Raw genomic sequence first — 13,153 nt, forward strand, 5'->3', positions numbered from 1 at the left:
GGAGGTCGGTCGGCGTGGTGGACACCCCTCGGGTCTCGGTCGTGCTCGTGGACGACTCGACGGACGTGCGCACGCTGGTGCGGATGCGCCTCGAGGCCTCCGGCGCGTTCGACGTGGTCGGCGAGGCCGAGGACGGCGAGGGCGCGATCGCGATGGTCGTGCGCCACGAGCCCGACCTGGTGCTGCTCGACGTCTCCACACCGACCATGGACGGTCTCGAGACCTTGCCGACGATCCTCGCCGTGCGGCCCGACACCTCGGTCGTCATGTTCACCGGCTTCGGCGGGGCCGACCTCACCGCCGAGGTCCGTGGACTGGGCGCGCTCGACCTGATCGAGAAGTCGATCCCGCTGAACCAGCTCGCCGATCGCCTGCTCCGGATCCTCCGCGGCGGGTCCGGGCAGGACGCGCAGGAGGGCGCAACCGCGACGCCGCGGGAGGACCGTGCGGTCGGGTCCGGTCCGGCGGTGGACCTCGACCTTGGCGCCTTCGAGCAGCGGGTCCTCGACGAGCACGTCGAGGGCTTCCAAGCCCTCTTCGAGCGAGCAGCGATCGGGATGGCGACGCTCACCGTCGACGCGACGATCGTGCGCGCCAACCGAGCCCTGGCCGACCTCGTCGCCTCCGACCCGGCCGACCTCGTCGGCGTCGACTACGGCCGTCTCACCGGAGGGCAGGGGGACGTCCTCGACCACCGGCTGGAGGTGCTCCGGACCTCGCGTGCGAACGTCGCCACCTTCGAGCACCCGATCCCCGTGCCGCGGGGGTCGGCACGCACGCGCACGGCCTCGGTCACCCTCGTCCCCATCCGCGACTCCAGCGGGCAGATGCTCTACGTGTTCGCCCAGGTGCAGGACATCACCGCGCAGCGCGACGCCGAGGACGAGCTGCGGCGCAGTGAGCAGCGCTTCTCGCTCCTCGTCGACGCGGTCGAGGAGTACGCGATCTTCAGCCTCGACACCGACGGCGTCGTGATGAGCTGGAACGCCGGCGCCCGCCGCATCAAGGGCTACGAGGCCGACCAGATCGTGGGTCGCCACTTCCGCGTGTTCTACCCGGACGAGGAGCAGCGCACCGGACATCCCGAGCACAACCTCGCCGTGGCCCTGCGAGCGGGCTCCTTCGCCGAGGAGGGGTGGCGCGTACGTCGGGACGGCACCGCGTTCTGGGCCAGCGTCGTCATCACGGCCGTGCGCGACAGGAGCGGGCGGCACGTCGGCTTCGCCAAGATCACCCGCGACCAGACCGAGCAGCGGCGGCACGCCGACGACCGGCACGAGGCGATGGAGGAGCAGGCCCGACTGCTGGCCGTCACGGCCCACGAGCTGCGTACCCCCACAGCGGTCATCGAGGGCAGCGCCCTGGTGCTCCAGGCGCCGGAGGAGGACCTGACGCCTGCCGAGCGCGACCAGCTCGTCGGCGGCATCCGCAGCAGCGCCGAACGCCTGCGTCGGCTCGGCGCCGACCTGGCCGCGGCCTCCCAGCTGCAGCGGTCCGGCATGGAGTTCCGCCTCGAACCGGTGGCCATCGCGGAGCTGGTGTGGAGCACGGTCGCGCGGCGGGCCACCACGTCGGCCGACGTGCGGGTCGACGTCGACGACGTGCCGCACGGCGTCGTCGTACGGGCGGACGAGGTCCGCATCGGACAGGCCCTGGACAACCTGGTCGACAACGCCCTCCGCCACGGTGAGGCTCCCGTCGCGGTGACCGCCGCGCTGCTCGCGGACCTCGTCGAGGTGCGGGTCACCGACGCCGGTCCCGGAGCGCCCCGGGAGATGGCCGGTCGGATGTTCGAGCGGTTCGCGACCGGCGGTCGCACGAGCGGGACCGGGCTCGGGCTCTACCTGGTGCGCGAGATCGCGCGGCACCACGGGGGAGACGTGACGTACACGCCTCCTCGCGCCGGCAGCCCGACGACGTTCACGCTCACCCTCCCGGTGGACGGGGTCCTCGACGCGCGGGCGGCCTCGATAGGCTGACGAAGCCGCATCGCGAACGCTTCGGAGGAACTGCTTTGGCTCCCACGCCCTTCCCGGCGGCCGTGCTCTGGGACATGGACGGCACCCTCGTCGACACCGAGCCGTACTGGATCGAGACCGAGTACGCGATGGCCGAGAAGTACGGCGGCACCTGGTCGCACGAGCACGCCATGAACCTCGTCGGCAGCGCCCTGCTCGACTCGGGCGACTACATCCGCGTGCACATGGGCATCGACCGCACACCGCAGCAGATCGTCGACGAGCTGCTCGACGGCGTCGTCGTCCGGGTCGAGGACGAGGTGCCGTGGCGTCCCGGCGCGCGTGAGCTGCTCGAGGACCTCGTGGCCGAAGGCGTCCCCTGCGCGCTGGTCACCATGTCGTGGCAGCGGTTCGTCGACCCGATCCTGCGCCGGCTGCCCGAGGGCACCTTCGCCACGATCGTCACCGGCGACCGCGTCGAGTTCGGCAAGCCGCACCCCGAGCCCTACCTCACCGCTGCAGCCGAGCTCGGCCTCCGGGCCGAGGACTGCGTGGCCATCGAGGACTCCAACACCGGCGCGAAGTCGGCGGTCGCCGCCGGCTGCACGACGCTGTGCGTGCCGCACCACGTGCCGATCCTCGAGGGCGAGGGGCGGGTCTTCGTCGAGACCCTCGCGGGCCTCGACACGGCCGACCTGGCTCGGCTGGTTCGCGCCTGACCGCTCGCTAGTCCTGCGACTCGTCGGTCGAGGCGTCGACCGCGACGGGGACGGGCTCGGGCAAGGGCGGGACGGTGCCGCCCTTGGTCGGGCAGTACTCGTGGAACGAGCACCAGTCGCAGAGGCGCGACGGGCTGGGCTGCCAGTCACCGGTCTCCTGCGCGCGGGTGATCGCGGCCCACACGGCCTCGACCTTGCGCTCGGTGGCGCGGAGGTCGTCCTCGTCGGGCTCGTAGCGCAGGATCTCGCCGTTGCCGAGGTAGATCAGCTGGAGCACGGACGGGACGACGCCCCGCAGCTTCCAGATCACGAGCGCGTAGAACCTCATCTGGAACAGCGCCTTGGCCTCGAAGCCCTCACTCGGGCTCTTCCCGGACTTGTAGTCCACCACCCTGATCCGCCCGTCGGGAGCGACGTCGACGCGGTCGACGAAGCCGCGCAGGAGCAGCTTGGAGTCGAGCAGGGCCTCGACGTAGAGCTCGCGGTCGGCCGGCTCGAGCCGGCGCGGGTCCTCCAGGTCGAAGTAGCGGTCGAGGACGGTGCGGCACGAGGCCAGCCAGGCGGTGACGTCGGGGCCGGCCCCGCCGAACATCTCGCCCAGACCCGGCTCGGCGTCGAGCAGCGCGTCCCACGTGGGAGCGAGCATCTCGCCTGCCCGCTCGGGAGTGCGCTCGAGCGCCGGCAGGTCGAAGAGGTCCTCGAGCACCTTGTGGACCACGGTGCCGCGCGTCGCGTCGGGCGACGGCGCCTCGGGCAGCCGGTCGATGGTGCGGAAGCGGTACATCAGGGGGCACGCCATGAAGTCGCCCGCCCGGCTCGGGGAGATCGCACCCAGCACGTCGACGCCGTCGACCGGCGTCGAGACCCGTGCGGCGGGGGACTCGACCGGAGGGTGGTCAGCGGGTGCTGCGGGCGGGGTGGTCATGGCGCGCCTCACCCTAGGCGAGGCGTCCGACAGCATCGGTCCGGCCGGCGGTGTCGCTGCGGTTGGCTAGGCTCGGGGTGTGTCCGACCCCTCTGACCCAGCCACCGGCGAGCGACGTCCCGCAGCCTCGCCACGCGCTCCCGGAACGTTCCGGATCGGGTCGATCGCGGGCATCGACGTGCTCGTCACGAGCACGTGGTTCATCGTCGCGCTCCTGATCGCGGTCACCTTCGCCCCCCGCATCGACGAGGTCCAGGCGGACCTCGGCGTGCTGAAGTACGTCGCCGGCTTCGTGATGGCGGTGGTGCTCTACCTCTCGGTGCTGCTCCACGAGGCGTCGCACGCGGTCGTGGCCAAGCGGCTCGGCTACGGCGTCACCTCGATCACCCTTCACTTCCTCGGGGGGATGACCGAGATCGACGGCCAGTCCCGCAAGCCGCGCCACGAGTTCTGGATCGCGGTGGTCGGCCCGTTGACGTCGATCGCCATCGGGGCCGTGGCGGCCGGGCTCTGGTTCGTCGTGCCGAAGGGGCTCGTCCAGCTCGCCGTCGGCTACCTCGCCGGCGCCAACCTCCTGATCGGGGTGATGAACCTGGTCCCCGGCCTGCCGCTCGACGGCGGCCGGGTGCTCAAGGCGGCTGTCTGGGGCGCGTCGGGCAACCAGCACCGCGCCACGATCGTCGCCGGCTGGGGCGGCCGACTGACCGCCCTCGCGCTGCTCGCATGGCCGATCGTGATGGAGCCCCTGTTCGGCCTCGAGCCGACCATCCTCGACGTCGTCCTGGTGTTCATCCTCGGGCTCTTTCTCTGGACCGGGGCGACCGCCGCGATGGCGCACGCCCGGCTCCGCGAGCGGCTGCCGGCGCTGGTCGCGCGCCCGCTCGCCCGTCGTACGCTCACGGTCCCGTCCGACCTGCCCCTGGCCGAGGCCGTCCGGCGCGCCCAGGAGGAGCAGGCCGGCAGCATCGTCACGGTCGCCCCCGACGGTCGGCCGCTGGGGATCGTGAGCGAGGCGGCGGTCATCGCGATGCCTGCCGACCGGCGCCCGTGGGTGCCGGTGTCGACGGTCGCGCGGTCGCTCGAGGACGGTCTCACGCTGCCCGCGACGGTCGCGGGCGAGGACCTCGTCCTCGCGATCAGCCGCCGTCCCGCCGAGGAGTACCTCCTGGTGGAGCCGGACGGCCGCATCTACGGCGTGCTCTCGACGGCCGACGTCGACAAGGCCTTCCGGGCCAACGCCGCACGCTGAGCCGGTCGACCTCGTCGGCTGAGTGATTCCGCCGTCCCGCCACTAGTCTTCCGGCCATGTCCGAGCCGTCCGAGCCCTCCACCGACAGCGCCGACGTCCCCGCCGAGGCGTGGTCCGGGGTCCACCGCGGCCCCCTGCGCGAGGGCGAGTGGGTGCGGCTCGTCGACCAGAAGGGTCGCAAGCACAACTTCGAGCTGGTCGCCGGGAAGCGGTTCTTCTCCAACAAGGGTCACCTCGACCACGACGACATGATCGGTCGCGACGAGGGGTTCACGCTCGTCTCGTCGGCAGGCGGGCAGTACCTCGTCTTCCGCCCCCTGCTCAACGAGTTCGTCGTGTCCATGCCGCGCGGTGCGGCGGTCGTCTACCCCAAGGACGCTGCGCAGATCGTGGCGCTCGCCGACATCTACCCCGGTGCGCGGGTCGTCGAGGCCGGCGCGGGGTCGGGTGCGCTGACCTGCTCGCTGCTGCGTGCCGTCGGGCCGTGGGGGAGCGTGACGTCGTACGAGCTGCGCGAGGAGTTCGCCGACGTCGCCCGTCGCAACGTCAACCAGTTCTTCTCCGCCCCGGAGGGGCAGACGCACCCGGCGTGGGACCTGCGGCTCGGCGACCTCAAGGAGGGCCTGGCCTCGCACGGCGCCCACCAGGTCGACCGGATCATCCTCGACATGCTCGACCCGTGGAACTGCGTCGACGCCGTCGCCGAGGCGCTCGTGCCCGGCGGCATCGTGTGCGCGTACGTCGCCACGACGACGCAGCTGTCCCGCGTCGTCGAGACGCTGCGGGTGCACGGAGGCTTCACCGAGCCCCAGCCGTGGGAGTCGCTCGTGCGGGACTGGCACGTCGAGGGACTGGCCGTGCGACCGGGCCACAAGATGATCGGCCACACGGCGTTCCTGGTCACCGCGCGCCGGATGGCGCCGGGGGAGCGGCCCCCGCGCAAGACCCGCCGGCCCGCCCCCGGGGCGTACGGCCCGGACTACACCGGGCCCCGGCCGAGCGACGTGCCGCCTCACGACGCGAGCATCGCCGGGGTCGACCTCGGTGAGCCCGGCGACGCGTGAGCGACTTCCGGGTCGTCCCGTGGTCGCCCGACTGGGCGGTGCAGCTCGAGGCGGTGATGCCGTCCTGCGTGACGCGCTGGTCGACGTTCCGTCGGATCTGGCGGCTCGACGGCGGCTGACACACGCCTGCGTGAGCCGGTGTGGGCAGGCGTTGCCAAACGGTGATCGACACGGCGAGATATTCACTTCCGTCCCGTGCGTTCATGGGTAGTGTCGAAACAGGAGGTGCGACATGACCGAGCCGACACGCGAGCAACTGGCCACCCAGGTGCGCTACCTGGAGGCCGAGGTCACGGACCTGCGCCGCCGCCTCGACGACGTACCGGGCCAGGCCCGCGGCCTCGAGTCGCGCCTCGCCGACGCACAGCGGTCGCTGGCCGCCGTCTCGAGCCAGAACGAGCGCCTCGCACAGACCCTGCGCGACGCCCGCGACCAGATCACCACGCTCAAGGAGGAGGTCGACCGGCTGGCGCAGCCGCCCGCCGGCTTCGGCACGTTCCTCGGGCGCAACGACGACGACTCGGTCGACGTGTTCACCGGCGGCCGCAAGCTGCGCGTCAGCGTGAGCCCGGCGGTCGACCTGGACGGCCTCGTGCGCGGCCAGGAGGTCATGCTCAACGAGGCCCTCAACGTCGTGGCCGCGCTGGACTTCGAGCAGGTCGGCGAGGTCGTGATGCTCAAGGAGATCCTGGCCGACGGCGAGCGCGCCCTGGTGATCGCCAACGCCGACGAGGAGCGGGTCGTCCGCCTCGCCGAGCCGTTGCGCGCCGAGGACGTGACGATCCGCGCCGGCGACTCGCTGCTGCTCGACACGCGTGCCGGCTACGTCTACGAGGTCGTGCCGAAGTCGGAGGTCGAGGAGCTCGTCCTGGAGGAGGTGCCCGACATCGACTACTCGCAGATCGGCGGGCTCACCACCCAGATCGACGCGATCCGCGACGCGGTCGAGCTGCCCTACCTCTACCCGGACCTGTTCACCGACCACCAGCTCAAGCCGCCGAAGGGCGTGCTGCTCTACGGCCCGCCCGGATGCGGCAAGACGCTGATCGCCAAGGCGGTCGCCAACTCGCTGGCCAAGAAGGTCGCCGAGCGCACCGGCGCCTCGGGGAAGTCCTACTTCCTCAACATCAAGGGCCCCGAGCTGCTCAACAAGTACGTCGGCGAGACCGAGCGCCACATCCGGCTGGTCTTCCAGCGGGCGCGCGAGAAGGCGTCGCTCGGCACGCCGGTCATCGTGTTCTTCGACGAGATGGACTCGCTCTTCCGCACGCGGGGGTCGGGTGTCTCCTCCGACGTCGAGAACACCATCGTGCCGCAGCTGTTGAGCGAGATCGACGGTGTCGAGGCGCTGGAGAACGTGCTGGTCATCGGCGCCTCCAACCGCGAGGACATGATCGACCCGGCCATCTTGCGGCCCGGGCGCCTCGACGTGAAGATCAAGATCGAGCGCCCCGACGCCGAGTCGGCGCGCGACATCTTCTCCAAGTACCTCACCTCGTCGCTGCCGCTGCACACCGTGGACCTCGCGGAGTTCGACGACGACCGGGACGCCACCGTGGCCGCGATGATCCGCGCCACCGTCGAGCGGATGTACACCGAGTCGGAGGAGAACCGCTTCCTCGAGGTCACCTACGCCAACGGCGACAAGGAGGTCCTCTACTTCAAGGACTTCAACTCCGGCGCGATGATCCAGAACATCGTCGACCGGGCCAAGAAGATGGCGATCAAGGACTTCCTCGACAGCGGGCTCGACCCCGCCCAGCGGGGCCTCCGGGTCCAGCACATGCTCCAGGCGTGCGTGGACGAGTTCAAGGAGAACGAGGACCTGCCCAACACCACCAACCCCGACGACTGGGCGCGGATCTCCGGCAAGAAGGGTGAGCGCATCGTGTTCATCCGCACGCTCATCACCGGCAAGCAGGGCACCGAGCCGGGTCGCTCGATCGACACGGTGGCCAACACCGGCCAGTACCTCTGACGTCGCCATGACCCGCGACGGGGAGCGCGAGGACGACCTCGGCCACAGCGACATCGAGGCCGCCCTCGCCACCCGTCGCGAGCTCGGCGCCCGCTACGACGCCGAGCTCGTCGAGGGGTTCGCCGAGCGCATCGAGCGCGCCGTCGAGCGTCGCGTGGCCGACCAGGTCGCGGTCCAGCAGCGTCGTACGGCGGCCGTGGCGGGCGCCGGCGGCCGGCAGCTCGCCCTCGGCATCCTCTCCCTGATCGCGTTCATCCCGATCAGCATCGTGCTCGGCGTCAACGGGGAGCTGCTCGCACTCCTCGTCACGATCGCTGGGATCGTGGGCGTCAACGTCGCCCACGCGTGGCAGTCTCGCGGGCGCTGACATTCGCCGAGCACCCCTGAGAGGGTGTGTCGGACGTCGTGGGCCCACTAGGTTGAGGGCATGAAGACCATCCTGATCATCGTCGTCATCGTCCTCATCGTGCTGTTCCTGGCCGGCTTCCTGCGCCGCGGCCGCTGATCCGTCACCCGGCGACCAGCCGGTAGCCGTAGGTCCACGGTCGCGATGCGGCCGGTCCGGGCAGGTACGACTGCTCGGACTCCTCGATGCGCCATCCCACCTCCTCCACGAGGGACGGGATGTCGCGCGTCAGGTGGCAACCGCCCGCCACGGCGCGCTGCAGCGGCTCGAGCCGGCGCTGCCAACGCCGTACGGACTCGTCGGGCGCGAGCCCGTGCTCGAGGACGTGGAGCATCCCGCCCGGCCGCACCACCCGCCTCGCCTCGCGCAGAGCCAGCAACGGGTCGGGGATCGTGCAGAGGCTGAAGGTGACCAGCGCGCTGTCGTGCGAGTCGTCCGGCAGGTCCAGCCGCTGCCCGTCCAGGCCTGCTCGCTCGACGGAGACCTGCGTCCGTGCGCGCCGGAGCTCGGACAGCTCCCAGCCCAGGTCGGACGGCTCGATCGCCGTCACCGAGGCCACCTCCGGCGGGTACCAGCGGACGTTGAGCCCGCTGCCGAAGCCGATCTCGAGCACCCGACCCGTCAGGCCCGCGCACGCTACCTCGCGCAGCTCGCCCACCTCGTGGCCGCGCAGGCTCGCGTCGGTCAACCGCGGCACCACGCGCTCGTCCCACACCCGTAGGCTCATTCCATGAGCGTACGACGGGTGATGGGCACCGAGGTCGAGTACGGCATCTCCGTGCAGGGCCAGCCCGCGGCCAACCCGATGGTCGCCTCGTCGCAGATCGTCAACGCCTACGCCTCGTCCACCGCCCGGGCCCGCCGGGCCCGCTGGGACTTCGAGGAGGAGTCGCCGCTGCGCGACGCCCGCGGCTTCGACATGGCGCGGCAGATGGCCGACCCCACCCAGCTGACCGACGAAGACCTCGGCCTCGCCAACGTCATCCTCACCAACGGCGCGCGGCTCTACGTCGACCACGCGCACCCGGAGTACTCCTCGCCCGAGGTCACGACCCCGCTCGACGTCGTGCGCTGGGAGAAGGCGGGGGAGCAGATCATGCTGGACGCCTCGCGGATGGCTGCGCAGGTGCCCGGGAGCACGCCGATCCTGCTCTACAAGAACAACACCGACAACAAGGGCGCGTCCTACGGCGCCCACGAGAACTACCTGATGCGCCGTTCGACGCAGTTCGCGGAGATCGTGCGCCACCTCACGCCGTTCTTCGTCTCGCGGCAGGTCGTCACCGGTGCGGGGCGTGTCGGCATCGGCCAGGACGGGCGCGACACGACGCCCGAGCGCGGCTTCCAGATCAGCCAGCGCGCCGACTTCTTCGAGGTGGAGGTCGGTCTCGAGACGACCCTCAAGCGGCCGATCATCAACACCCGTGACGAGCCGCACGCCGACCCCGCGGTCTACCGGCGCCTGCACGTCATCCTCGGGGACGCGAACCTGGCCGAGACCTCGATCTACCTCAAGGCCGGCACCACCGCGCTCGTGCTGGCGATGATCGAGGACGGCTTCATCGACCGCGACCTGACCGTGGAGGGTGCCGTGCGCACGCTGCGCGAGGTCTCGCACGACCCGACGCTGAGGCAGCTCGTCACGCTTCGCGACGGCCGCCGGCTCACGGCCGTGCAACTGCAGATGGAGTACCTCGAGCTCGCCCGCAAGCACGTCGAGGACCGCCTCGGCGCCGACGCCGACGAGCAGACCGTCGACGTCCTGGCTCGCTGGGAGTCGGTGCTCACCCGCCTCGAGCGCGATCCGATGGAGTGCGCCACCGAGCTCGACTGGGTCGCCAAGCTCAAGCTGCTCCAGCAGTACCGCGACCGCGACTCCCTCGACTGGGACGACGCCAAGCTGCACCTCATCGACCTGCAGTACTCCGACGTACGCCCCGACAAGGGCCTCTACCACCGGCTCGCCGCGTCGGGACGCATCCAGCGCCTGCTCGACGACCAGCAGGTCGAGCACGCCATGCACGAGCCCCCGACCGACACCCGCGCCTACTTCCGCGGCCGCTGCCTCGACAAGTACGCCGACGCGGTGGCCGCCGCGTCGTGGGACTCGGTGATCTTCGACCTCCCGGGACGCGAGTCGCTCCAGCGGGTGCCCACGATCGACCCGCTGCGGGGCACCCGCGCCCATGTCGGCGACCTGATCGACCGCTCCGACACCGCCCAGGCGCTGGTCGCCGCCATCACCCGCTGAGACTCGCCCGTCCACCGAGGGTGAACCTCCTTGTGGCGTCGGTGCGAGTGGATAGGGTCGAGTCATGGCCCAGGAGCAGAAGCAGCCGCGCAAGTCCTCGCAGGAGGAGACGGCGACCGAGGAGGTCGTCGAGAGCGACCTCGCCGAGCGCAAGGAGATGATCGACGAGGACGTCGACGCGATCCTCGACGAGATCGACGAGGTCCTCGAGACCAACGCCGAGGACTTCGTGAAGTCGTTCATCCAGAAGGGCGGCGAGTAGTCCGGATGGGCGACTCCCGCCTGCCCACGTCCTACATGACGCCCGGCACCTCGAGCTTCGCCGACTTCCTCGGCGTCGAGGCGCCCGACCTGCTGCCGTCGCGCCGCGCCGTCCCCACGGGTGACGCCGGTGACCTCGCGCCCCACGGCACCACGATCGTGGCCGCGACCTTCGACGGCGGCGTCGTGATGGCGGGTGACCGCCGGGCCACGATGGGCAACATCATCGCCCAGCGCGACATCCAGAAGGTCTTCCCGGCCGACGAGTTCTCCGTCGTCGGCATCGCCGGCACCGCCGGGCTGGCGGTCGAGATGGTGCGGCTGTTCCAGACCGAGCTCGAGCACTACGAGAAGATCGAGGGGACGACGCTGTCGATGGACGGCAAGGCCAACCGTCTCTCTGCCCTGATCCGTGCCAACCTCGGGCTCGCGATGCAGGGCCTGGCCGTCGTCCCCCTCTTCGCTGGCTACGACGTCGCGGCCGACCATGGCCGGATCTTCAGCTACGACGTGACGGGCGGGCGCTACGAGGAGACCGCCTTCCACTCGGTCGGCTCGGGCTCGCTCTTCGCCCGCGGCTCGCTGAAGAAGCTCTACCGCGAGGACCTCGACGAGGAGGGCACCGTCACGGCGGTGGTGCAGGCGCTCTACGACGCCGCGGACGACGACTCCGCCACCGGCGGTCCCGACCTGACCCGCCGGATCTTCCCGGTCGTCCACGTGATCACCGCCGACGGTGGTCGCCGCATGCCAGATGCGGAGGTGTCGGCCATCGCGGACCGGATGATCGCCTCCCGGATGCAGCGTCCCGACGGCCCCGCCGCCCCCCTGACCTGACGCTGACGTAGGAGCCACCCAGATGTCCATGCCGTTCTACGTCTCGCCCGAGCAGCTGATGAAGGACCGGGCCGACTTCGCCCGCAAGGGCATCGCCCGCGGCCGGTCCGTCGTCGCCGTCCAGTACGCCGACGGGATCCTCTTCGTCTCGGAGAACCCGTCCCAGGCGCTGCACAAGGTCAGCGAGATCTACGACCGGATCGCCTTCGCCGCGGTCGGGCGCTACAACGAGTTCGAGAACCTCCGCATCGCCGGCGTACGACTCGCGGACATGCGCGGCTACGCCTACGACCGGCGCGACGTCACCGGTCGCGGCCTGGCCAACGCCTACGCCCAGACGCTCGGCACCATCTTCTCCTCGGGCGGCGAGAAGCCCTACGAGGTGGAGATCTTCGTCGCCGAGATCGGCGACGAGCCCGCCGACGACCAGCTCTACCGGCTCACCTACGACGGCCAGGTCGCCGACGAGCACGGTTTCGCCGTGATGGGCGGTGCCGCGGACGTCGTCGCCGGGCACCTGCGCGAGCACTACGTCGCCGGCAGCTCCCTCGAGGACACCCTCCGGGTCGCCGTCGCCGCACTGGGCCACTCCGAGACCGAGGACCGCGTCATCCCCGCCGGGGACCTCGAGGTCGCCGCCCTCGACCGCACCCGCACCCAGCCGCGCAAGTTCCTGCGCCTGCGCGCCGCCCGGCTCGCCGAGATCCTCGGTGGTCGTGGGGCTCCGACGTCCGACGCCGCCTCACCCGAGGACGCGCTCGCCGGTGCGGCACCGCACCAGTCCGGGACCGACGACCCGTCGGACCCGACCGACCAGGTCTCGGGCGCCGTCCCGCCGCTCGAGGACCCGGTGACGGGGGAGCCGCCCGTCGCGCCGCCCGTGGCGCCCCAGCGTCAGGAGCCGGCTCCCGGTGATTCCCCGGCCGGTGAGCCGCCGACCCCGGGCAGCCCGCCGCCGCCGACCGAGCCAGGTCAGGTCTGACCGGTCCCACCAGGCGCGACCAGGCCGGCCGGGCCCAGGTGAAGGTGCGGCTCAGCGGACGTTGAGTCCTGGCCAGTCGTCGGTGGCCACGGTCGGGATGCCGCTGAGCCGACGCCGGTAGCGCACGAGCGGGCCGAACTCCGCGAGGGCTCCCCACAGCCGCTGGTGCGCGGCCCACGGGAGCGGGCCCGTCGGCTGGACGTTGCCGTCGGGGCCGAACTCGTGCCACGCGTCGCCGAAGCCGATCCACGCCGGCGTCCACGTCGCCGCGTCGTCCCAGTCGCCGCGCCGCTGCTCGACCAGGCGCCTGCGGAGCTGGAACTCCATCCGCGGGCCGTCGACGACCACGGGCGCCGTGCGGACGGGCCACAGCCACATGTCCTCGGTCATCACCCGCAGCTCGAGGTCCTCCACGACGCTCGGCTCGGCGAGCACCGTGGCGACCAGGTGGCGGGGTCCCATGGGGGAACGCTCACCCGCGGAGGCGCCACGCGTCAAGGTTTCCGCGTCGAGTGACCGCCCG

General features: G+C 71.5%; 14 protein-coding genes. 11 read left to right on the top strand and 3 right to left on the bottom strand.

Annotated features, from left to right (window positions below):
* Positions 1–14 precede the first annotated feature (14 nt).
* A complete protein-coding gene (locus tag L2K70_RS08745) occupies positions 15–1,979 on the top strand; it encodes a PAS domain S-box protein (protein ID WP_236401356.1) in 1,965 nt (654 codons plus the stop codon).
* A 35-nt stretch (positions 1,980–2,014) separates the two neighbouring features.
* A complete protein-coding gene (locus L2K70_RS08750) occupies positions 2,015–2,677 on the top strand; it encodes an HAD family hydrolase (protein ID WP_236401358.1) in 663 nt (220 codons plus the stop codon).
* 7 nt (positions 2,678–2,684) lie between these two features.
* Here L2K70_RS08750 and L2K70_RS08755 read toward each other — a convergent pair whose 3' ends face one another.
* The gene (locus L2K70_RS08755) at positions 2,685–3,602 is read right to left on the bottom strand and encodes a RecB family exonuclease (protein ID WP_236401360.1); all 918 of its coding nucleotides are present in this window, start codon (positions 3,600–3,602) and stop codon (positions 2,685–2,687) included.
* Positions 3,603–3,681: 79 nt separating this feature from the next.
* Between L2K70_RS08755 and L2K70_RS08760 the strand changes: the two genes are divergently transcribed.
* The 5 genes from L2K70_RS08760 (at position 3,682) to L2K70_RS08775 (ending at position 8,260) form a co-directional block, all read left to right on the top strand.
* Positions 3,682–4,851: a site-2 protease family protein gene (locus tag L2K70_RS08760; RefSeq protein ID WP_236401362.1), complete on the top strand. Its 1,170-nt coding sequence runs from the start codon at positions 3,682–3,684 to the stop codon at positions 4,849–4,851.
* A 56-nt stretch (positions 4,852–4,907) separates the two neighbouring features.
* Complete coding sequence (locus L2K70_RS08765; protein ID WP_236401364.1) at positions 4,908–5,915, top strand: tRNA (adenine-N1)-methyltransferase; 1,008 nt, start codon at positions 4,908–4,910, stop codon at positions 5,913–5,915.
* A complete protein-coding gene (locus L2K70_RS21075; RefSeq protein WP_268930188.1) occupies positions 5,912–6,034 on the top strand; it encodes a hypothetical protein in 123 nt (40 codons plus the stop codon). Before L2K70_RS08765 ends, L2K70_RS21075 begins: the two co-directional genes overlap by 4 nt.
* Positions 6,035–6,147: 113 nt before the next feature.
* A complete protein-coding gene (arc, locus tag L2K70_RS08770) occupies positions 6,148–7,893 on the top strand; it encodes a proteasome ATPase (protein WP_236401366.1) in 1,746 nt (581 codons plus the stop codon).
* A gap of 7 nt (positions 7,894–7,900) precedes the next feature.
* Positions 7,901–8,260: a hypothetical protein gene (locus L2K70_RS08775; protein ID WP_236401368.1), complete on the top strand. Its 360-nt coding sequence runs from the start codon at positions 7,901–7,903 to the stop codon at positions 8,258–8,260.
* A gap of 142 nt (positions 8,261–8,402) precedes the next feature.
* Here L2K70_RS08775 and L2K70_RS08780 read toward each other — a convergent pair whose 3' ends face one another.
* On the bottom strand, positions 8,403–9,026 hold the full coding sequence (locus L2K70_RS08780; protein ID WP_236401370.1) for a class I SAM-dependent methyltransferase: 624 nt from the start codon (positions 9,024–9,026) through the stop codon (positions 8,403–8,405).
* Between the two features lie 3 nt (positions 9,027–9,029).
* Here L2K70_RS08780 and dop point away from each other — a divergent pair, with 3 nt between their 5' ends.
* The 4 genes from dop (at position 9,030) to prcA (ending at position 12,630) form a co-directional block, all read left to right on the top strand.
* Positions 9,030–10,550, top strand: coding sequence for a depupylase/deamidase Dop (dop, locus tag L2K70_RS08785; protein ID WP_236401372.1), 1,521 nt, complete (start codon positions 9,030–9,032; stop codon positions 10,548–10,550).
* Between the two features lie 64 nt (positions 10,551–10,614).
* Positions 10,615–10,812, top strand: coding sequence for a ubiquitin-like protein Pup (locus L2K70_RS08790; RefSeq protein WP_236401374.1), 198 nt, complete (start codon positions 10,615–10,617; stop codon positions 10,810–10,812).
* 5 nt (positions 10,813–10,817) lie between these two features.
* Complete coding sequence (gene prcB, locus L2K70_RS08795) at positions 10,818–11,648, top strand: proteasome subunit beta (RefSeq protein WP_236401376.1); 831 nt, start codon at positions 10,818–10,820, stop codon at positions 11,646–11,648.
* Between the two features lie 22 nt (positions 11,649–11,670).
* Positions 11,671–12,630, top strand: a complete 960-nt coding sequence (prcA, locus tag L2K70_RS08800; protein WP_236401378.1) for a proteasome subunit alpha — start codon at positions 11,671–11,673, stop codon at positions 12,628–12,630.
* A 51-nt stretch (positions 12,631–12,681) separates the two neighbouring features.
* On the opposite strand, the gene L2K70_RS08805 is transcribed toward prcA, so the two are convergent.
* Positions 12,682–13,092: a hypothetical protein gene (locus L2K70_RS08805; RefSeq protein ID WP_236401380.1), complete on the bottom strand. Its 411-nt coding sequence runs from the start codon at positions 13,090–13,092 to the stop codon at positions 12,682–12,684.
* Positions 13,093–13,153: the final 61 nt, after the last annotated feature.

The sequence above is a fragment of the Nocardioides potassii genome, assembly GCF_021648885.1.
Classification (GTDB): Bacteria; Actinomycetota; Actinomycetes; order Propionibacteriales; family Nocardioidaceae; genus Nocardioides; species Nocardioides potassii.

What these genes read in the sequence shown, in the direction of transcription:
- L2K70_RS08780 (WP_236401370.1), bottom strand. Translation starts at nt 9,026, where the DNA reads ATGAGCCTACGGGTGTGGGACGAGCGCGTGGTGCCGCGGTTGACCGAC.
- dop (WP_236401372.1), top strand. Translation starts at nt 9,030, where the DNA reads ATGAGCGTACGACGGGTGATGGGCACCGAGGTCGAGTACGGCATCTCC.
- prcB (WP_236401376.1), top strand. Translation starts at nt 10,818, where the DNA reads ATGGGCGACTCCCGCCTGCCCACGTCCTACATGACGCCCGGCACCTCG.
- arc (WP_236401366.1), top strand. Translation starts at nt 6,148, where the DNA reads ATGACCGAGCCGACACGCGAGCAACTGGCCACCCAGGTGCGCTACCTG.
- L2K70_RS08805 (WP_236401380.1), bottom strand. Translation starts at nt 13,092, where the DNA reads ATGGGACCCCGCCACCTGGTCGCCACGGTGCTCGCCGAGCCGAGCGTC.
- L2K70_RS08755 (WP_236401360.1), bottom strand. Translation starts at nt 3,602, where the DNA reads ATGACCACCCCGCCCGCAGCACCCGCTGACCACCCTCCGGTCGAGTCC.
- prcA (WP_236401378.1), top strand. Translation starts at nt 11,671, where the DNA reads ATGTCCATGCCGTTCTACGTCTCGCCCGAGCAGCTGATGAAGGACCGG.
- L2K70_RS08765 (WP_236401364.1), top strand. Translation starts at nt 4,908, where the DNA reads ATGTCCGAGCCGTCCGAGCCCTCCACCGACAGCGCCGACGTCCCCGCC.
- L2K70_RS08775 (WP_236401368.1), top strand. Translation starts at nt 7,901, where the DNA reads ATGACCCGCGACGGGGAGCGCGAGGACGACCTCGGCCACAGCGACATC.
- L2K70_RS08790 (WP_236401374.1), top strand. Translation starts at nt 10,615, where the DNA reads ATGGCCCAGGAGCAGAAGCAGCCGCGCAAGTCCTCGCAGGAGGAGACG.